The sequence below is a fragment of the Anaerotignum sp. MB30-C6 genome (assembly GCF_030908465.1).
Lineage (GTDB): Bacteria > Bacillota > Clostridia > Lachnospirales > Anaerotignaceae > Chakrabartyella.
In genome coordinates this window covers 564,302-584,508 of record NZ_CP133078.1, presented here as the reverse complement: position 1 = coordinate 584,508, position 20,207 = coordinate 564,302, and the positions used below count along the sequence as shown (strand labels likewise).

20 protein-coding genes are annotated in these 20,207 nt (G+C 40.9%); 1 reads left to right on the top strand and 19 read right to left on the bottom strand.

Annotated features, from left to right (window positions below; all coding sequences use genetic code 11):
* Window positions 1-8 precede the first annotated feature (8 nt).
* From RBQ60_RS02895 to RBQ60_RS02885, 3 genes are read right to left on the bottom strand one after another with little or no spacing between them, the layout of a single operon-like run.
* The gene (locus RBQ60_RS02895; RefSeq protein WP_307885108.1) at window positions 9-1,337 is read right to left on the bottom strand and encodes an ABC transporter permease; all 1,329 of its coding nucleotides are present in this window, start codon (window positions 1,335-1,337) and stop codon (window positions 9-11) included.
* Window positions 1,334-3,448 carry a COG1361 S-layer family protein gene (locus RBQ60_RS02890; RefSeq protein WP_307885107.1) on the bottom strand — a complete coding sequence of 705 codons (2,115 nt, stop codon included), beginning with the start codon at window positions 3,446-3,448 and terminating at the stop codon, window positions 1,334-1,336. Before RBQ60_RS02890 ends, RBQ60_RS02895 begins: the two co-directional genes overlap by 4 nt.
* Window positions 3,445-4,110, bottom strand: coding sequence for an ABC transporter ATP-binding protein (locus RBQ60_RS02885; protein ID WP_334307448.1), 666 nt, complete (start codon window positions 4,108-4,110; stop codon window positions 3,445-3,447). Before RBQ60_RS02885 ends, RBQ60_RS02890 begins: the two co-directional genes overlap by 4 nt.
* A 242-nt stretch (window positions 4,111-4,352) precedes the next feature.
* On the opposite strand from RBQ60_RS02885, the gene RBQ60_RS02880 reads away from it, so the two are divergent.
* On the top strand, window positions 4,353-4,595 hold the full coding sequence (locus RBQ60_RS02880; RefSeq protein WP_307885105.1) for a hypothetical protein: 243 nt from the start codon (window positions 4,353-4,355) through the stop codon (window positions 4,593-4,595).
* Window positions 4,596-4,718: 123 nt separating this feature from the next.
* Here the strand turns inward: RBQ60_RS02880 and hflX are convergent, their stop codons facing one another.
* From hflX to rimP, 16 genes are all read right to left on the bottom strand, one after another.
* On the bottom strand, window positions 4,719-5,996 hold the full coding sequence (hflX, locus tag RBQ60_RS02875; RefSeq protein WP_307885104.1) for a GTPase HflX: 1,278 nt from the start codon (window positions 5,994-5,996) through the stop codon (window positions 4,719-4,721).
* A 31-nt stretch (window positions 5,997-6,027) separates the two neighbouring features.
* A complete protein-coding gene (dapF, locus tag RBQ60_RS02870) occupies window positions 6,028-6,867 on the bottom strand; it encodes a diaminopimelate epimerase (RefSeq protein WP_307885103.1) in 840 nt (279 codons plus the stop codon).
* A 48-nt stretch (window positions 6,868-6,915) separates the two neighbouring features.
* Window positions 6,916-7,143 (bottom strand): DUF378 domain-containing protein, encoded by a 228-nt coding sequence (locus tag RBQ60_RS02865; protein WP_307885102.1) that lies wholly within the window; start codon window positions 7,141-7,143, stop codon window positions 6,916-6,918.
* A gap of 64 nt (window positions 7,144-7,207) precedes the next feature.
* Window positions 7,208-8,476, bottom strand: a complete 1,269-nt coding sequence (locus tag RBQ60_RS02860) for a M16 family metallopeptidase (protein WP_307885101.1) — start codon at window positions 8,474-8,476, stop codon at window positions 7,208-7,210.
* Between the two features lie 240 nt (window positions 8,477-8,716).
* Window positions 8,717-10,870 (bottom strand): polyribonucleotide nucleotidyltransferase, encoded by a 2,154-nt coding sequence (locus RBQ60_RS02855; RefSeq protein ID WP_307885100.1) that lies wholly within the window; start codon window positions 10,868-10,870, stop codon window positions 8,717-8,719.
* 176 nt (window positions 10,871-11,046) lie between these two features.
* A complete protein-coding gene (gene rpsO / locus RBQ60_RS02850) occupies window positions 11,047-11,310 on the bottom strand; it encodes a 30S ribosomal protein S15 (protein WP_307885099.1) in 264 nt (87 codons plus the stop codon).
* Between the two features lie 148 nt (window positions 11,311-11,458).
* Window positions 11,459-12,358, bottom strand: a complete 900-nt coding sequence (locus RBQ60_RS02845; protein ID WP_307885098.1) for a DMT family transporter — start codon at window positions 12,356-12,358, stop codon at window positions 11,459-11,461.
* 18 nt (window positions 12,359-12,376) lie between these two features.
* The gene (locus RBQ60_RS02840; protein WP_307885097.1) at window positions 12,377-13,333 is read right to left on the bottom strand and encodes a bifunctional riboflavin kinase/FAD synthetase; all 957 of its coding nucleotides are present in this window, start codon (window positions 13,331-13,333) and stop codon (window positions 12,377-12,379) included.
* Between the two features lie 11 nt (window positions 13,334-13,344).
* Window positions 13,345-14,247, bottom strand: coding sequence for a tRNA pseudouridine(55) synthase TruB (gene truB / locus RBQ60_RS02835; protein WP_307885096.1), 903 nt, complete (start codon window positions 14,245-14,247; stop codon window positions 13,345-13,347).
* Window positions 14,248-14,259: 12 nt separating this feature from the next.
* Window positions 14,260-15,222 carry a DHH family phosphoesterase gene (locus tag RBQ60_RS02830; RefSeq protein ID WP_307885095.1) on the bottom strand — a complete coding sequence of 321 codons (963 nt, stop codon included), beginning with the start codon at window positions 15,220-15,222 and terminating at the stop codon, window positions 14,260-14,262.
* Window positions 15,206-15,592, bottom strand: a complete 387-nt coding sequence (gene rbfA / locus RBQ60_RS02825; protein WP_307885967.1) for a 30S ribosome-binding factor RbfA — start codon at window positions 15,590-15,592, stop codon at window positions 15,206-15,208. The genes RBQ60_RS02830 and rbfA overlap by 17 nt, the downstream gene beginning before the upstream one ends.
* Before the next feature lie 9 nt (window positions 15,593-15,601).
* Window positions 15,602-17,881, bottom strand: coding sequence for a translation initiation factor IF-2 (gene infB / locus RBQ60_RS02820; protein ID WP_307885094.1), 2,280 nt, complete (start codon window positions 17,879-17,881; stop codon window positions 15,602-15,604).
* 11 nt (window positions 17,882-17,892) lie between these two features.
* On the bottom strand, window positions 17,893-18,240 hold the full coding sequence (locus tag RBQ60_RS02815) for a L7Ae/L30e/S12e/Gadd45 family ribosomal protein (protein ID WP_307885093.1): 348 nt from the start codon (window positions 18,238-18,240) through the stop codon (window positions 17,893-17,895).
* Complete coding sequence (gene rnpM, locus RBQ60_RS02810) at window positions 18,233-18,508, bottom strand: RNase P modulator RnpM (protein WP_307885092.1); 276 nt, start codon at window positions 18,506-18,508, stop codon at window positions 18,233-18,235. The genes RBQ60_RS02815 and rnpM overlap by 8 nt, the downstream gene beginning before the upstream one ends.
* A gap of 18 nt (window positions 18,509-18,526) precedes the next feature.
* Entirely contained in the window at window positions 18,527-19,654 is a 1,128-nt protein-coding gene (gene nusA, locus RBQ60_RS02805; protein WP_307885091.1) for a transcription termination factor NusA, read from the bottom strand.
* A gap of 17 nt (window positions 19,655-19,671) precedes the next feature.
* Entirely contained in the window at window positions 19,672-20,139 is a 468-nt protein-coding gene (gene rimP / locus RBQ60_RS02800) for a ribosome maturation factor RimP (protein WP_307885090.1), read from the bottom strand.
* Window positions 20,140-20,207: the final 68 nt, after the last annotated feature.

The window sequence follows — 20,207 nt, the reverse complement described above, 5'->3', positions numbered from 1 at the left end:
AATTTGGCTTACTCCGTTTTAATTGCTGTTAAAGCACTCAGTTTCATCGCTCGTTTTGCAGGTAAGTATCCGGAAAGAACACCAATTACCGTTGCAAAAGCAATAGACCCAAGATATAACCACAAAGGAATGGATGAAGTCATATCACTGCCATGCTGCATGGCAACAAAGTTCACTAGCTTTGAAGTTACAAAACTTACCCCAACACCGACAATGCCACCGGCAAATCCGATAAAAGCAGCCTCGGTTAAAAAAAGAAGCTTAATATCCCTCAAAGACGCACCAATTACCTTCATGATACCAATTTCTCTGGTTCTTTCATAAATTGCCATAACCATTGTGTTTGTAATGCCAATGGCCGCAACAACCAAAGAAATTGCACCAATTGCTCCTAAAACCATACGTAACATTTTCGTGGTTTCCTTCATCGCTTCTAGTTGATCCGTTAAGCTGGAAGCACGGTAACCCATATCTTTAATTTGTTGTTGTACCACTTGCACATTTTTAATATCGTCTACCTTAACCATAACCTGTTCGTATTCTTTTGATCTTTTTTGGTTATTCCCCCCGGAAGAACCATGCGATTTCTTTTCCCACTCTTTTTGAGCTTTTTCAATTTTTTCAACTTCTTTTAGCGGCATAATTACACTCCAACCATTATTGCCATCCGCAGGCATTGTACCCACCACTTCAAACTTAAATGGTTTCACCGATTTATCCGCATGTCTGGTACCATATCCCCAATCAAATGTAACATCAATCTTCTCGCCGATCAGCTCTATTTCAGGTGGTTCCGAATTCATTCTCATTTCCCAATTCAACTTAGGGTCATAGAATTCTACGCCACCGCCCACAACGATTGCTTTTACGTCCTCCCCGGACAATGCCCGTCCATCTTCTATTTTATATCCCATGGCTTCCATGGTTGCTGGGTCTAGCCCTATAAAATTGGCATCTGCAACAAGTTTCCCGCTTCCTATCATCAGATACAAACTTTTTATAGGAGAAACAGCCTCAACTCCGGCAATCTGGCGGAAAGAATCCACCGCTGCCCCATCCAGTTTAACCTGCTTCCCCTTGTTTTGTGGGCCGCTTGAACCCTCCTCTTCCATCATGTAGTGGCCACCGCCGCCATTGGGGGAATATACGTCAATAACTTGTAAACTGCCCCAGTCCTCTAACTGACGGGCAAAGCTTTCATTCATACCAATGCCAATGGAGACCATTACAACGATGGAGGCAGTTCCGATTACTACCCCAAGAACAGTTAGGAAGGTTCGGAGTTTTCGCTTTAGCAAGTTGCGAAGAGCCATATTTAATAAGTCTCTCGTACTCATAAAGACATATCCTCTCTATCATCTTCGTCGTCGTCATCATCTTCATCCATGTCATCATTTAGGCTTTCAGCAAAACGACTCTGTGGTTCTTGCTTCTGACGTCTGATAAAAACAAACATCCCCATACCGAAAAGGGCTAAAAGAGCAATGGCAATCATTGCTTTCTTCATATCCATGGGTGGTGTTGCAGAATCCATTTCACCTTCCATATCCTCAGGCATCATTGGCTCCATTACATTCAAAATGAATTCCCTGCGTTCTTCTTTTAATTCTCCCGTTGCATCCTCATAGGAAATCACAATGTTTACGGGTACTTCTCCACCTGAGTTGGGAGTAAATGTTGTTTCAAAATACTCCCCTGCCCCTGACTCCAAGTTGCCGATATAAGTATTTTTATTTTGGCATTCAACGTCGCCTTCTACTTTAACCATTACATTGCTCAGTGTTACCTTACCAGTGTTGTAATAACCAAAAGATACCGTAATGGGTGAATACATTTCCACCGTATCTGGAATGGCAAACTCATCCACCTGTAACTCTGTTACTTGCTTTACGTTAATACCCAACAATTCCTTTGCAGTAAATTCCTTACCTGCGCTGTCTTCATATTCAAAATTTACCGTTAAAGTGTATGTCTTAGGCTGTGCCTCAGGAACAACGTATAAACGCAACTGTTTCTGCGCTGTGCCTTTTGGCCCAATTGCATCGAAATAAAATGTATTACTGCTTTCTACGGGGGTGAAAATATTCCCTGACTTTTCCGTTTCAGAAGATGTTTCCTCCGCCAAAGTTAAAAACATTTTAATGTTTTTTACACCCTTTTGTGCGTGGGTATTTAAAATATCCATGTTCAAATCGAATTCTTCCCCCGCCATAACAATCAAAGGATCGCATACATAATTGCTTACAATCAATTTAGGCTTGCTGGCATTTTCCTCTTCAGAATCAGGGTTACTTACGTTAACCCCAGCAAATTGCTTAAAGGTGGTAACAGCCGTTCCCCCGGAAGTATATTCTGTTGTGAACTGAATTGCATAGTTTTGAGATTTAGATGCGGCAGTACCCGCAAAAGTGAAGGAAAGGCTGGTAGTGGCCCCAGGTGCCAATTCAGAAACAGTTTTCACACTTCCTGATTTGGGTACCACTGCGGAAGTATCCACCGCTTCTGCTGTTACTACAATGTTTTTTGCCGCAACCTTTCCACTGTTGTACAGATCAAAACTAACGGTAAAGTTCTCGTTTACACCGTAAACACCGCTAGGCTCTCTCATGTTTCTCATTTCTAATTGAGACTTCTGTCCTGCTACGCCACCTACATTCACATAAAATTCCTGAGCTTTTTCTACTGCTTTGCCAAAGCCATCTTTAAACTTCAACTTAATAGAAACAGGGTAGTTTCCTGCCGCCATGTCAGCACTAGCCACCAAGGGGAACGCAAACTCAACACTGCCCCCCACAGGAATACTGGCATAATGCTTGCTGCTAAAGCCCCCGCTCAAGCTGATTTTGTCTGTTGATAAGTTGTCCAAACTAACAGTAACATCAACCATTTCCTGTGTACCATTGTTCAAAACTTTACCGCTTAAATTAGCACTATTTCCAGGAGACATACTCTCTGGGCTTAATTTCATGTTTTCTAATTTAAAGCTGGGTTCCTTGTCAAACCCCTTCATTTTCAAATAAATTGTTTCGGAGCTTGAAAATGATGAATCATTAGTATTTCTATATGTAAACTCCAAAGTAATGGGGTAGCTAGACTCCTTTACTTCACCGTTAACATCAACATTTAAGCTAACATTCTTATAACCATTTGCACCAATGCTCCCCACATCACCGCCGCCTTGTACTGATACTCTGAAGGGATCTGTGGCACTTCTTTTAGGGCTGATGTAAACATTATCTGCCGCCGCACCACCTTTGTTTTTAATCTGGAAGGAAATTCGATTATTCCCCTCTGCCACTACTTCAAAAACAGTATCGCCACCAACTATAATTTTAGGCGAACCATTGTCACTAAAGTCATCTGCAAGCCCTACTACTGTTTGCCCCAGTATCACGGAAAGCATCATTACTACTGCCATTACTTTTTGAAATAACTTTTTTCTCATCATTCTTTCTCCCCTTCAGCCTGCCTTTTATCTTCAATCCGTTCAACCTCACCATCTGAAAGCATAACAATACGATCCGCATAGTCAGACAGTTCCAAATCGTGGGTTACGATTACTAGCGTTTGTTTGTTCTTGCTTGCCAAAGCTGTAATCAAATCCATCATTTCATATGTCGTACGGGTATCCAAGTTTCCCGTTGGTTCATCTGCAAATACCACCTGTGGGCTATTGATAAACGCTCTTGCAATACTAACTCTTTGTTGCTGACCACCACTCATTTCATGGGGCTTATGGTGGGCTCTGTCCCCTAAACCAACAGCTGTTAACATTTCCATAGCCCGCTCGTTTCTCTCTTTCAAAGGAACATTCTTAAAAATGAGTGGTAACGTAACATTTTCCATGGCTGTTAAAGTCGGTAAAAGGTTATAGGACTGAAATACAAAGCCAACATACCTCTGTCTAAAATCAGCCAACTGGTCTTCATTCATCCGCTCAATATGCTTTTTGTTAAATATGATTTGACCCGATGAGGGTTTCTCCAATCCTGCAATCAAGTTTAATAAAGTGGATTTGCCCGAGCCAGACTTACCAAGCAAACAGCATACTTCCCCTTGGCGTATGTTTAAGCTGATGCCATTTACCGCTTGAATTTTTTCTTTCCCCATTTGATAAATTTTTTTCACATTCTTAATTCGAATCACATTTCGACCCAAGCTTCACACTCCCTTGCAAATAATATCTAAAATTTTCTAATGACTCTCTAATTTATCTTAGCATATAGTTGTAACAAAAGCTAACAAGAAAGCTTAAAATTTTCTTACAATAGCGTAATGATGTGAAAATTTTCCTCTTCCAAGTTGTGTCCTATTTCAAACTGTGCTATCTTAAGAAAAAAGGGGGTAGTAATTTGATTACAATTTTTAATCGCAAAGAATTATGTATCACTTACTCCATGGAGGAGCAAGCAAAAATACGAGATGTCCTTAGTTCTTACAATATTGACTATAGCCTTTCAACCCTCGGCAATCTACATATAAGCAATTCACGTGGTGTGCCTGGAATGCAAGATTTTACCCAAACCCAGTATAAGTTTTACGTAAAAAAATCTGACTATGAAGAAGCCATCGCTATTTTAAATGGAAAAGTATAATCATCCGAGTGGCTGTTACCTACACAGGTGATTAATTATTCTTTCCTAGATGATTTTACAAAATTAAAAACATCTCTTGAAACCCGGAAATCACCCAGAGATTTTAAGAGATGTTTTATTTTTTTACTGCTTATATTTTTCTAACCGATTGGCAGACTCCTCATCCACATACACTTCCAGCAAAACACCCTCCGCTGTATGTTCCTCACGAATGATTTCACAACGACCATGAACCCAGCCAAGTAGCCCTCCTTCCGTATAAGGCACTAAGGCTACCAAAGATTTACGGAAGCTCTTTAGTAAGTTCTCAACTGTTCCAAGCATCTCCTCTAGTCCATGGCCTTTAAAGGCAGAAACCTGTACAATTTCCCTTGCTCGGGTGTCGATGGGTAAAGGCAGCTCAACTTCTTTATCCATTTTGTTGAAAATGGTAATGACAGGCGTATCCCCGCAACCCAAATCCTCTAAGGTTTTATATACCACCTGCATCTGCTCCTGTCTGTTAGGGTTCGATGCATCAACCACATGGAGCAAAATATCTGCATATTTTAATTCTTCCAAGGTAGCTCGAAAGGCTTGCACCAAATGATGGGGTAATTTTTGAATAAAACCAACGGTATCCGTCAATAAGATTTCTGAGCCATTGGGCAGTTGAACCTTTCTGGTTGTGGTATCCAACGTTGCAAACAACTTATCTTCCGCCAGAACCCCTGCATCTGTCAACTTATTGATCAGTGTAGATTTACCCGCATTTGTATAGCCCACCAAAGATACCACGGGAGAACCCATTCGCCCTCTTTGGTTGCGCAACAATTCTCTATGGGTCTGAATTTCCTTTGCGGCACTGTTTAATTCAGCAATACGATCTTTAATATAGCGTCTGTCCGTCTCTAATTTCTTTTCACCTGGGCCTCTGGTACCAATTCCACCACCCAGCCTTGACATGGACGCACCCATCCCTGTCAATCGAGACAAACGGTACTTTAACTGGGCCAATTCCACCTGGATTTTCCCTTCACCGGAAATAGCCCTTCCAGCAAAAATATCCAAAATAACAATGGTTCTATCCATTACTTTGGTTTCTAGCATCTTCTCTAAATTTTTTAGTTGGGCAGGAGAAAGCTCGTCGTCACAAACAACGCCAGAAGCACCATATGCCTCTACCATCATTTTTAACTCTTCAATCTTTCCCTTGCCTAAGTAATGTCCAGGGTGAATCCGCTCACGCTTTTGAACGCTTCTAGCCACTGCCACTGCCCCTGCCGTACGCACCAATTCTTCCAGCTCATCTAAACAAGCCTCTGTTTCCATGGCGGAACGACTGTTGCGTTCATCCGGTTCTACGGCAACTAAGATTACCTTTTCCTCTATTGCTGCCGTTTCATGTAGTTCTCTCGCCATATACTGCCTCCTCTCCTTGCCTAAGCACAGCTTAAACCTCTTTTAGCCAAACTCCATCAAAAGAAAATGCCGCTGGGCCACTCATATATACATGGTTATCTTCCTCATTCCAAGTTATTGTTAACTCGCCACCTATCAAAGATACCTTGACCTCTCTGTCACAAAGGCCATTCAAAATACATGCAACCACCGATGCACAAGCACCTGTACCACAGGCAAGGGTTTCTCCGCTTCCCCGCTCCCAAACACGCATATTGATGTGATTTCTGCTTAATACCTGCACAAACTCCACATTTGTTTTATTGGGAAATAAAGGGCTTACCTCCACCAACTTCCCATAAGCTTCCACAGGGAACTTTGCCGTATCCTCTACAAAAGTCACCCCATGGGGATTGCCCATAGAAACGCAGGTAAAAACAAATTCTGTCCCGTTAACAGCAATTCGTTTTCCAATAACGGGGCTTTCTCCATGAATCACTGGAATTTTTTCCGCCTCCAAAATAGGCTCTCCCATGTCTACGCCAACGGTTTTTACAATCCCATCTTCAATATTTAAGGCTAAATATCTGATTCCCCCTGCTGTTTCAAGGGAAACCTCTTCTTTTTTCGTCAAGCCTCTTTCATAAACGTATTTCCCAATACAGCGAGCTGCATTGCCACACATTTCCCCTTCAGAGCCATCTAGGTTAAACATACGCATACGAAAATCGGCATTTTCAGAAGGCATAATCAAAACCAATCCATCTGCCCCAACGCCAAAGTGTCTCTCACTCATAGCAATTGCTAATTTTTCGGGTTGATTTACAACTTCTTCAAAGCAGTTGATATAAATATAATCGTTTCCGCAGCCTTCCATTTTTGTAAAATGCATTTTTCTCCCCCTGTCCTTATGTAAGCAGCGGTAACCCGCTGCCATTTATTAATGTCTTGCAATACGCACCGTTGGGTTCTCATGGGCAACAGAATTATAGAATGTCAAAGACCACAGCCCAGCTAAGCCAACTAAACCAAAGATGACTCTGGAAATCCAGAACATGCTTCCACCAAAGATACTGGTTACAACGTCATAGCCGAAAAAGCCAATCAACCCCCAGTTTAAAGCACCGATAATCACCAAGGTTAGTGCTAAATAGTTTGTAAATCTCATAATGAAAGACCTCCTTAAATAATTACGGAATAATACCGTCATCCTTATTATCCCTAGGATTTGATTATTTATGAAAAACTTTTTTTCCTATGGTGTCAACTTCAATGCCCTTAACATTTCCTACGGCACTCCAACTGACTTTCTCCATATCAAAAATCGTTTGGGTAACCTTCAAAATATCCTCTGACGTAATCTTGCTAAGTTTATCAATCACCTCTTGTGTATCCTGTACCTTACCTCTTAAAAGTAGGGCAGAGCCTGCAGCGGTCATTCGGTTTAAGGTGCTTTCCGTTCCGATGATAAAGTTACTGATTAACTGCTCTTTTGTAACATCAATCAATTTTTGAGGCAAAAGATTATTCTTCACATCCTCAACTTCACTCGCAATCAGCTCATAAACCCGTTCCAACTGGTTTGGATTCATGCCCCCAGTAATTGAAAATAACCCTGTATCGGCAAAGGACGTTGTATAGCTATAAATAGAGTAGGTCAACCCATTCTCCTCACGAACCTTTTGGAACAATCTAGAACTCATCCCACCGCCAAAAATTGTATTAAAAACCCCAAGGGCATATTTCATAGGGTTTTCCCGTTCTAAACCAGGAAATGCAATACAAGTATGCACCTGTTCCACATCTTTTTCCCTAGCAACATGGGCAATCTTATATTCTGCTTTGGAATTATATTGGTTGAAGGGCTGTTTTGCTGTCCAATCTCCAAGGGCTTTGTTTAACATCTCCAGCATTTCGTCCGTTTTAAAATTTCCCGCTACAGATAATACCATATTTTCCGTATGATAGTTCTTTTCATAATAATTTCTGATGCTTTCAGAAGTAAATGTAGCGATGGTCTTCGTCGTACCCAAAATAGGCATCCCCAAGGGGCTATTTCTCCAAATGGTATCCTGCAAAACATCATGTACCAACTCTTCCGGTGCATCTTCATACATATTAATTTCTTCGGTAATAACGTTACGTTCTCTTTCTACATCCTTTTGGTCGAACAGAGATCGTAAAACCATATCACTCATGACATCCAAGGCTCTTCCAAAATGCTCATCCAAAACACGGGTGTGATAACAGGTGTACTCCTTTGTGGTATAGGCATTAATCTGCCCCCCTAAAGCATCCATGGCTTCTGCAATCTGCCTGGCGGTTCTGTTTTCCGTTCCTTTAAAAATCATATGCTCAATAAAGTGAGAAACGCCGTTCTCCTCAGGACGTTCATTTCTGGAACCGTTCTTCACCCAAATCCCAAAGGAAATACTCCTTACATAAGATATTTCCTCTAATGCCACAGAAATTCCGTTTTGCAATTTTTTGATTGTAACCATATTATCTCTCCCATGCATAAAATCACTAATTTATTTTTATCATGTTCCAATTTGGTTTTTTTATGCCTTAGCCAAATACTATGCGTGTTTTTGCTATACAAGAATACTAACGGATGCTGTTTGACAGCGCCTTTATTTTTAGAATTGTCACCCTAAAGAGGTGGAAAACTTCCTAAGTCCGTTAAAAAGGAGGCTGTGCAGGAAAACCTTCCTTCCCACAGCCTCCTAGCTTTTTAGAGATTATGCTTTGTGATCGTTTTGTTCTTCTTTGTGCTTTTCTTCTCTAGGCAGTGTATCCTTAATGGAGAAGTTTAATCTTCCTTGCTTATCAATTTCCATAAGCTTTGCACTAACGACATCGCCAACTGCCAATACGTCTTCTACTTTTTCTACACGCTTATTGGAAATTTTAGAAATATGAATCAAACCTTCTTTGCCTGGAGCAATTTCAAAGAATGCACCAAATGTCATAAGTCTTGTAATGGCACCTGTGTAAATTGTACCTGGAACAGGGTCTTTCACAATTGCATTAATCATATCAATGGCACGCTGAATATCTGCAGCATCAATACCCTTAATGAAAATTGTACCATCATCCTCTGTATCAATTTCACAGTTGCTTTCCTCTATAATCTTCTTAATAACTTTGCCTCTTGTACCAATAACTTCTGCAATTTTTTCCACGTCAATCTGCATGGAAGCAATCTTAGGTGCATGTTCAGAAAGCTCTTTTCTAGGCTCTGCAATGGCTTTCAACATAACTTCGTTTAAGATATATTCTCTTGCTCTGCCTGTTTGTGCAAACGCCTGCTCAATCATAGCAAAGGTCAAGCCTTTAATCTTCATATCCATCTGGATTGCTGTAATGCCTTCGCTGGTACCTGCTACTTTGAAGTCCATATCCCCAAAGAAGTCTTCTACACCCTGAATATCTGTGATTTCAACGAAGTCATCCTCTGTGTCTCCTGTTACCAAGCCTACAGAAATACCTGCAACAGGACGCTTAATAGGTACACCTGCTGCCATCAAAGACAGGGTGGAACCACAAATACTTGCCTGAGAAGTAGAACCATTGGAGCTTAAAATATCGGAAACCAAACGGATTGCATAAGGGAATTCCTCTGCGCTAGGCAGTACAGGCAACAATGCTCTTTCACTCAAAGCACCGTGACCGATTTCACGTCTACCTGGGCCTCTAGATGTTTTTGCTTCACCAACGGAATATCCGGGGAAGTTATAGTGGTGGATATAACGCTTGTCTGTTTCATTAATATCCAATCCATCCAAACGCTGACCCTCGCTAACCATACCCAATGTGGTTACAGTCAAGCACTGTGTCTGTCCTCTAGAGAACAATGCAGAACCATGAACACGAGGCAATACATCAACCTCTGCACTCAACTGTCTGATATCTTCAATACCACGGCCGTCAGGACGCTTGTGGTCTCTTAAAATCATACGTCTTACTGTCATCTTTTCAAATTTATAGATGATTTCGCCTAATAAAGCTTCAATGTTTGCTTCTTCGCCATAAATGGCAACTAATTTTTCTGTCAAAGCTTCCACTACTTCTTCGGTGATGGCTTTGATCTTTGCATCTCTATCCTGCTTTAATTCAGCATATACCGCATCTTCCATTCTGGCATCGGTAATATATCCAGTAACCATGTTGTATGCTTCTTCATTAATCACGTGCTCTTCGTAAGGAGCCTTTTCCTTACCTTCTTTTTCAACGATTTCTTTGATGAATTTTACAACTTCCAAGTTTGTATCAAAAGCCAAATGAATTGCTTCCATCATCAAATCATCGGGAATTTCATCGGCACCTGCTTCAATCATCATAACCTTGTCTTCTTTAGAAGAAACAGTCAAAGATAATCTGGTGGTTTCTCTTTGTTCAGCGTTAGGGTTTACAACCAACTGTCCGTCACAGTAACCGATGTTAACGGAAGATAGAGGGTCAGTAAAAGGAATATCGGAAATATTCAACGCTAAGGATGCACCAATCATCGCTACTACTTCAGGAGAGCAATCCTGATCAACAGACATAACTGTGGCTACAATCGCAACGTCGTTTCTATAATCCTTAGGGAACAAAGGTCTTAATGGTCTGTCAATGCATCTGGCTGTTAACACAGCTTTTTCCGAAGGTCTGCCTTCTCTTTTAATAAATCCACCAGGAATTTTACCAACGGAGTATAATCTTTCTTCATAATCAATGCTCAGAGGGAAAAAATCGATTCCTTCTCTGGGCTTTGAGGATGCAGTTGCAGTTACCAAAACCGTTGTTTCGCCGTAACGTAAAATTACTGCGCCGTTAGCCTGTTCTGCAACTCTGCCAATTTCAGCTGTCAGGGTTCTGCCTGCTAAATCCATGGAATAAGTTCTAAACATAAATGAATTCTCCTTTTGTTTTTTCTTATTATGCACCATAGATCTTCAACTTTACCCACACCCATTTTTAGGCTATAAACAAAGTTGGAAATCTATAGTGCCACAATCTCTTCTTTTTTTGATAATGATAGAAGAAAAGAGAGGAATTCCACCTCTCTCTTCTTTATATCGAATTCTTACTTTCTCAGGCCAAGATCCGCAATGAGAGCACGGTATCTTTCGATATCTAAGTCTTTCAAGTAGTTCAAAAGACCTCTTCTCTGACCAACCATTTTCAAAAGACCTCTTCTGGAGTGGTGATCTTTCTTGTGTTCCTTCAAGTGCTCTGTAAGCATAGTGATTCTTGCTGTCAACAGAGCAACCTGTACTTCGGGAGAACCTGTATCGTTAGGTGTTCTGCCGTATTTTGCGATAATTTCCTGTTTGTTAATTGTTGTCATTTCAATTTCCTCCTTAAAAATTCCTTTTAAAGTTAATATTGCGCATCCCCAAAGACTAAGTGAATGGTCGGAGATTCCAGAAACCGAGTCTTGGTTTTACAGCATTTTTATTTTAGCATACTGCCCTTATCTTTGCAAGAATAATACATTAATTCTCCGTATTTTTCGGGGGTATTTCCTCCTTGGGCCTGATAAAGTCAAGCTGCGAAAGGATAACCGCCACGAAAACCACTGCAAAGCCCAATGCAATTTTTAATGTGATTTCCTCGCCATAAAGCAAGACAGAAAAAATCACGCCAAAAACTGCCTCAAGACTTAACAAAATTGTCCCTACAGTTGCATTAATATATTTTAACCCAATACTCTGCAAACTTAAACATAAAGCTGTTGAAAAAACTGCTAAATAAAGCACATTCCCTATTGCCGCAATGCTAATGCTCTGAGGCATCCCTCCTGTTAATAACACAGAAAGCCAGCCCCATATTGCCGCTACACAAATTTGGATCATGGTCAAAAGCATAGGGTCTCTACCTCGGCAGTAGTAGGCAATGGAAATGATATTTGCAGCAAAAGCAACACTACATAATAGGGTAATTCCATCGCCAAAGGTGATTTTCAAATTTCCGTCCAAAGAAATCAATCCGATTCCTAACAGACAGATCATAGCAGAGATAATATGATTTTTCTTCGGGTTTTCTTTCATAAATATCCAGCACATGAAAGGAACAATTACACAGTAGGCAGCCGTCAAAAAAGCACTTTTCCCAGGGGGTGTCCCATAGGTCATAGCAACGGTTTGTAGTCCATTGCCTATTGCCATGGTTGTACCAGCAACAAGCCCGCCTACCAGATAACCCTTGTCAATGCGATGTATTTTTTTTAATGTGGCTATGATCGTCAATACTCCAGCAATGGTAAAACGGGATGCAATGATAAAGGGTGTGGACAATTCATCAACGGCAAACTTTTGAAAAACAAAGGCACTGCCCCAAATGGCAGCCGTTAAAAGCAACGCAATGGTTGCCCATATTTTCTTATTTTGATTCATATCATATCTCCCCAAATTTTACTCTTGGGCACTTTTCCATTTGCTCGTGTATTCTTCAGAGGCAAAGTATTCCGCCGCCTGCTCCGCATTTACTTGAATTTGCTGGCGTAATTCCTCAACACTAGGGAATTTCCGCTCACTACGCAAAAATTTATAGAAAAATGTCTGCAGGGTTTCACCGTAAACATTTTCGTTAAAATCCAATAAATAGGTCTCCACAATTTTTTGGGTACCATTCACCGTAGGATTGATTCCAATATTGGTCACACCATAATAATATTTCCCTTTATACAACGTTTTGGTTGCATAAACTCCGTTAGGGGGAAATAATTTCAGGGGGTGTGCAATGATGTTGACTGTAGGAAATCCAATGGTTCTGCCCAATTTTTTTCCTTCTGAAACCGTACCTAAAATAAAATAGGGCTCTGTCAACATACGGTTCGCATCCTCAAAATCTTTCTGAATCAAACATTTGCGGATTCTGGAAGAACTTACTCTTTCCTCCTCAAATAATACAGAGGGAACAGCAATCACCTTTACGCCTCGTGCCTCTCCCAATTTTTGTAACATTTCATAATTGCCTGAGCGATTAGAACCGAAATGGTAATTCTCTCCCACAATTAATACACGGCATTGCAACCTTTCGAAAATCAACTTAGTGGCAAAATCTTCGGCGCTCATTGCAGCAAACTCATCATTAAAAGGATACTCAATATAAGTATCAATCCCCATCTGCTCCATGGTAAACTTCTTTTCAGAGGGAGCCATAATTAGCGCAAAATCATCCTTTTTCTTGAACACCAGCATAGGATGAGGAGAAAAAGTAAATACAACACTTTTTAACCCTTCCTCTTCTGCAAACTGCTTTGTTAATTTGATTAACGCACGATGTCCCAGATGTAGACCGTCAAAATTGCCTAGCGTTACCGCAGTGGGTCGATTCTGTTCTATGTGCGTATCCGCGATATGTTCCATTTTCCTACTCCTTAAATCAACATCTTAAACGGTTTGATAAAAAAGTCATTTTCCTCTTTAATCACTGTATATAATCCGATTAGGTTATTTTCATAGTCGAATACAGTTACAACTTGTCCAACCTCTAATTCCTTTTGGGCTTTGAAAAATTTACTGCGAATTTTTCCCCCATTATATAATAACTTTGTGGACTTATCTGAAACAATAACCCTGGTATATTCCTTCAAAACTTCTTCAAGCTTTAAAAGAACCTCTTCCGCCTTTCCTGCTCTTGCCATGTCCTTTAGTTGGCCAAGGGTAATGGCATCTTCTACAGAAAATCCACCTGTTGCAATACGGGACAAACTGGCCATATGCCCGCCGTATCCTAATGCCTTTCCAATGTCAGCACAAAGGGTGCGAATGTAAGTACCCTTGGAACAATCCACATCCATTTCAACTTGGCAAGGTGGGATAAAACGGCGAATTCTAATATCATACACCGTAATTTTTCGAGGCTTGCGCTCAATTTCTTTCCCTTCCCTAGCCAATTCATATAATTTCTTGCCGTTGACTTTCACAGCCGAATACATTGGCGGTACTTGTTCCAATTCACCGATAAAGGTTTTCACCGCTTCACTTATGTTCCCTTCATCGAATATGACAGGCTTTTCCTCCAACACTTCACCAGAAGCATCTTCTGTTGTTGTAGTGACACCTAGGTGCAACACGGTACGGTAGCTTTTTCGTCCATCCATAATGATATCCGAAAGCTTTGTTCCTCGACCAACACAGATAGGCAATACCCCCTCAGCATCAGGGTCTAGGGTGCCTGTATGCCCAACTTTTTTCATTTGCAAAATTTTTCGCACCACTGCAACAACATCATGGGAAGTAAAGCCTTTTTCTTTATAAATATTTAGGATCCCGTCCAAAAGGTCTCCTCCTTACAGCATTTTTTCTATTTCAGCAAATACCATTTTTTTTGCCTGCTCAATGGGTGCCTCTATGGTGCATCCCGCCGCTTTTACATGACCGCCTCCGCCAAATTTCTGGGCCAAAGCGCAAACGTCATAGCCATCATTTCCACGAAAGCTAGCCTTGACATCCATTTCGTTTTTTTCATATAAAAAGCACGCTATTTTCACTTCATCTACCCCTTTTAGATAATTGATAATTGCGTCCAGCTCCTTATTCGTGCCTTTACATTCCTCAATATCTTCCATGGTGATGGAAGTACAAATAACCTTACCGTCAAAATATCTTTCCGCCTTATGAAATGCCTTACCCATAATCTTCATTTCAGAAAAAGTACGGCTATCAAATAAAGCGTTATAAATTTTTGTATAGGCAATGCCATAAGACATCAATTCTCCTGCCACCTGCATGGTAAAGGGTGTGGTGGAAGTATGGCGAAATCCTCCGGTATCGTAAATCAAACCGGCATATAATCCCGCAGCAATCTCCCCATCCATGGGAAAATGGCCCTGCAACAGCTTAAACACAACTTCGCTGGTGGAAGACGCATTCTCCTCTACATAGTTGTACTCCCCAAAAAAAGAATTACTAGCATGATGATCAATATTCATCGTACACTTGCTACTTCGAAAAATATCTGCAACCCCTTGAAGCCGCCCCATATCGCCACAATCTAATGCAATAAAAAGCTCAGCTTCTTTTATGGTATCTTTTTCTGCAATCAACCTGCTGTTGGGGATAACATCATACTTCTTTCCATAGGGCTCCAGAAGCACCTTAACATTCTTACCCATTTTCTCCAAGGATGATGCCAAAGAAAGACTAGCTCCAATGGCATCTCCATCTGGATTTGTGTGTCCGCAAAGCACAATGTTTTCATGAGCTGAAATGATTTCTCTGATTTTTTCTAAAGAATCACTCTTTCCCTTCATTGGCTTCCTTCTCCTTTAAATCTTTGGAAATCTGGCTAATGAGCTGATCCATATGAATGGCATATTCCGCAGATTCATCTAATTTAAATGTGAATTCGGGCGTAAAACGTAAATTTACCCTTTGGGCAATCAGTCGGCGTATGAAACCACTGGCATTTTTCAGCCCTATCATTACGCTGTCCTTTTCTTCATCATTGCCCAATACTGAAACATACACCTTGCAATATTTTAAATCTGGTGTTGTTTCAACCCTAACCACACTGGTCATAGAGCCAATGCGTGGGTCTTTTAATTCTCCTCGTATAATTTGAGAAAGCTCTTTCAAAATCTCATCATTGATACGAGAAATTCTTGTGTTGTTTTTCATAATATCACCTAATTATCTGGGTACCTCTACCATGGTGAAGGCCTCTACCCAGTCACCTTCCCTTAAATCATTAAACTTCTTAAACACCAGACCACATTCGTAGCCTGCTGTAACTTCCTTTACATCATCTTTGAAACGCTTTAAGCTTTCCAAATCGCCTTCGAAAATTACAATGCCGTCACGTGTAATACGAACCTGACAGTTACGAACAAACTTGCCATCTTTTACATAGCTACCTGCAATCGTACCAATACCGGAAGCCTTAAATAACTGACGTACTTCTGCATGACCCAATACTTTTTCTTCGTAAATTGGATCAAGCATACCCTTCATCGCTGCTGTTACATCTTCGATTGCATGATAAATAACACGATACAAACGAACATCAACCTTTTCTTCATCAGCAAAAGCCTTTGCAGCAGGTTCAGGACGAACGTTAAAACCGATGATAATTGCATTAGATGCAGATGCCAACATAACGTCGCTTTCTGTGACAGCACCAACACCACCATGGATAATGCGTACACGCACTTCTTCGTTGGACAAACGCTCCAAGCTCTGGCGAACAGCTTCAACAGAACCCTGAACGTCAGCTTTTACAACAATGTTCAATTCTTTCATGTTACCACTCTGAATCTGAGAGAACAAATCATCCAAGGAAACCTTCTGTGGTGTTTCCTTAATGAGATTTTCTCTATTTCTTGCGATAATGCTTTCTGCAACCTGTCTTGCCTGCTTATCGCTTTCAGCAACATAGAAACCATCACCAGCAGTAGGCACTTCAGAAAGACCTAAAATTTCAACAGGTGTGGATGGACCTGCTTTTTTCACACGTCTGCCCTTATCATCGGTCATCGCTCTGATTTTACCATAAGCACAACCGGCTACGATAGGGTCGCCAACCTGCAAAGTACCACTTTGAACCAAAACAGTTGCAACGGGGCCTCTACCCTTATCCAACTGGGCTTCAATAATTGCACCCCTTGCTTTTTTGTTAGGGTTTGCACGCAATTCCTTCATTTCAGCAACCAAGGTAATCATTTCAAGCAAAGTATCGATACCATCTTTCGATGCCGCAGAAACGGGTACACAAATTGTTTCACCACCCCAGTCTTCCGCCAACAGCTGGTACTCTGTCAACTCCTGTTTTACACGGTCAGGGTTTGCAGAAGGCTTATCCATTTTGTTGATTGCAACGATAATTTCAACACCTGCTGCTTTTGCATGGTTAATCGCCTCTATTGTCTGAGGCATAACACCGTCATCGGCAGCAACAACCAAAATTGCAATATCTGTAATCTGGGCACCACGCATACGCATTGCTGTAAAGGCTTCGTGGCCTGGTGTATCCAAGAAGGTAATAGGTTTGCCAGCAATCTGTACTGTATAAGCACCGATATGCTGTGTAATACCGCCAGCCTCACCTTTGGTTACATCGCTATGGCGAATTGCGTCTAACAGGGATGTTTTACCGTGGTCAACGTGACCCATAACCACTACAACAGGAGGACGTTCTTCCAATACACTGTCGTCTTCTTCCTCTTCTGCAAATACAGCTTCCATAATGTCTTGTTCTTCTTCTTTTTCTAGAATGACATTAAATTCTTCTGCAATTGCCGATGCCGAATCAAAATCAAGGGTAGCGTTGATATTCATCATTTTACCCTTTTTCATTAAATTCATCACAAGATCAGAGCCTTTTTTGCCAAGAATCTCTGCCAAATCCTTCACAGAAATGGTCTCAGGAATGGTCTTCGTCTGAGGTTCAGGGTTTGCAGCCTTTTCTGCCGCTTCCAAAGCTTCTAATTCCGCCATAAGAGCCTCTTCTTCTTCTCTCTCACGACGTCTGCGTTCTAAAGGATTTTCTCTTACCCTCTGATCTTTTTGTTTACCTTTTTTATTATCCTTCTTATTTCCATGATTTCCATGGTTTTGGTTCTGGCGGGGTTCTGCTTTCTTTTCGTCAGCCTTCTTTACGTCAGCCTTCTTTACGTCAGCCTTCTTTACGTCAGCCTTCTTTACGTCAGCCTTCTTACCATCTTCATTTTTACCCTGAGGCTTTGCATTTTCATGCTTGGGTGCTGGTCTGCTACCTTCTGTATGGTTGGGAGCATCCTTTTTTACTGCATCTTTTGCAGTTGTATACAATGCCTTCACTTTGGCTACTACTTCCCCATCCAAAACACCCATATGACTGGTTGCTTCCACATCAATACTTCTTAATTTTGCCATTAAATCCTTATTTGTAACGCCAAGTTGTTTTGCTAATTCATATATACGAGTCTTTGACATTCACTACACCTCTACTTTCCAAACGACGAATCGTTTTTCCCTATCTCTTTCACAACCTTTTCGCCTTCTGCCAATTCTTTCAACTTTTTCGCAAAGCCTGCATCCGTTATGGCAAGTATTGCCCGAAATTCTTCGCCTACTGCCCTGCCAAGGTCATTCTTTTCTCCCACTTCAACCAGTGGAATTTTATAGTACGCTGCCGAATTATTGAATTTCTTTTTTGTGTTGCCAGATGCATCTTCGGCAAGAATCAATAAAATTGCTGATTTTTGACGAATTGCATTTTCCACTGCAACTTCGCCTCCCACCAACTTTCCTGCCTTTTTACATAACCCTAAAAGAGAGTAAAATTTACTCATTTTCTTCACCACACAACTCATTTAAAAGTTGTTCATATACCTCTTTGGGAACGGGTGCCTTAAAAGAACGCTCCAAGCCCTTTGACTTTTGTGCCTTTGTCAAACACTCACTGTCGGAACAAATATAAGCACCACGCCCTGGTTTTTTCCCTGTTCTATCTAAAGAGAATTCCCCTTCATCATTACGAACAATTCGAATTAATTCTTTTTTGCTTTTCATTTCCTGACATCCGGTACATTTTCTGAGAGGAATTTTTCTTTGCTTCATACCGTCACCCCCCTCTTCTTATTCTTCTGTCAGTTCTTCTTCTGTAATCTCAGGTACTTCCTGTGTTTCTTCTACTGCTTGCACAGGTTCGTCAGCTAGGAAATTTGTTTCCTTTGCCTGTGTTTCACTCTTTATATCAATTCTCCAGCCTGTCAACTTAGCAGACAATCTTGCATTCTGTCCTTCCTTACCAATGGCAAGGGAAAGCTGGTGATCGGGTACTACAATTTTTGCACTTTGTTCTTCTTCGTTTAATGAAACTTCCACTACCTTAGAAGGGCTTAATGCCGCTGCAATAAATTCTTTGGGGTCATCGCTCCAGTTGATTACGTCAATCTTCTCTCCACCAAGCTCACTCACAATTACATTTACACGGTAACCATTTTGACCAACACAAGCACCCAATGCATCTACATTGCTATCTTTAGAGTGTACAGCGATTTTTGTACGGCTGCCTGCTTCTCTGGCAATGCTTTTGATTTCAACAGTACCATCGTGTACTTCTGGAACTTCCTGTTCAAACAAACGTTTAACCAATTCAGGATGTGTTCTGGAAACAAAAATTTGAGGGCCTTTTGTTGTCTGCTTTACTTCTAAAACATAAACCTTTAAGCGATCCATGAAGTTATACTGCTCACCGGGAATCTGTTCGTTTGCCGCTAAAACTGCATCAATCTTGCCCATCTGAACGATAATATTACGCCTATCTCTTCTTTGAACAATACTGGTTACAACTTCCCGTTCTTTTGTAATATACTGGTTGTATAAAATTTCTCTTTCCGCTTCACGGAATTTTTGAACAACAACCTGTTTTGCAGTCTGTGCGGAGATTCGACCAAAATCTCTCGGAGTTACTTCCAAGTCAACTACATCACCCACTGTGTAGTTGGGATTTAATACTCTTGCAGCCCCCAACATAATTTCATTCTGTTCATCCTCAATTTCCTCAACTACGGTCTTTTGTGCGTAGCAAGCAACATTTCCTGTTTCTCTGTCAATTAAGACTTTTATATTCTGGCCGCTGCCGAAGTTCTTTTTGCAAGCCGAAACCAAAGATGCTTCAATGGCTTCAAAAATCACTTCCTTATCGATGCCCTTTTCTTTTTCGATCAAATTCAAAGCATCCATAAACTCCGCTCTATCCATTTTTCCTATTCCTCCTCTTAAAAAACCACTGCCAATCGTACACTGGCAACATCTTTGTGCTCAAACGCAATGACCTTATTTTTTTCGTCCTCGATGGAAATAACCCCATTTTCCAAGCCCAAAAGCTTACCTTGGAACTGCTTTTGTCCATCCATAGCTTTATAAAGCTTAATATCAATGATTTCACCACGAAACTTTTCAAAGTCTGCCTCTTTTTTCAAAGGGCGGTCAATACCAGGAGAACTTACTTCTAAGATATATGCTTGCTCAATCGGGTCTTCCGTATCAAGCTTAGCTTCTAACGCACGGCTTATGCCTTCACAGTCTTCGATATCCACGCCGCCTTCTTTATCGATATAAACTCGCAAATACCAGTTTGCACCCTCTTTTACAAACTCCAAATCCACCAATTCCAGATTTCTCTCAGCAACAATAGGCTCCAAAAAAGGCATTATCTTTTTTTCTGTATTGCTTACCTTCGCCATCCTCACACCTCTTTTAAAAATTTTACCTATGCAATAACAAAGAGTGGGCATTTACCCACTCTTTTGTC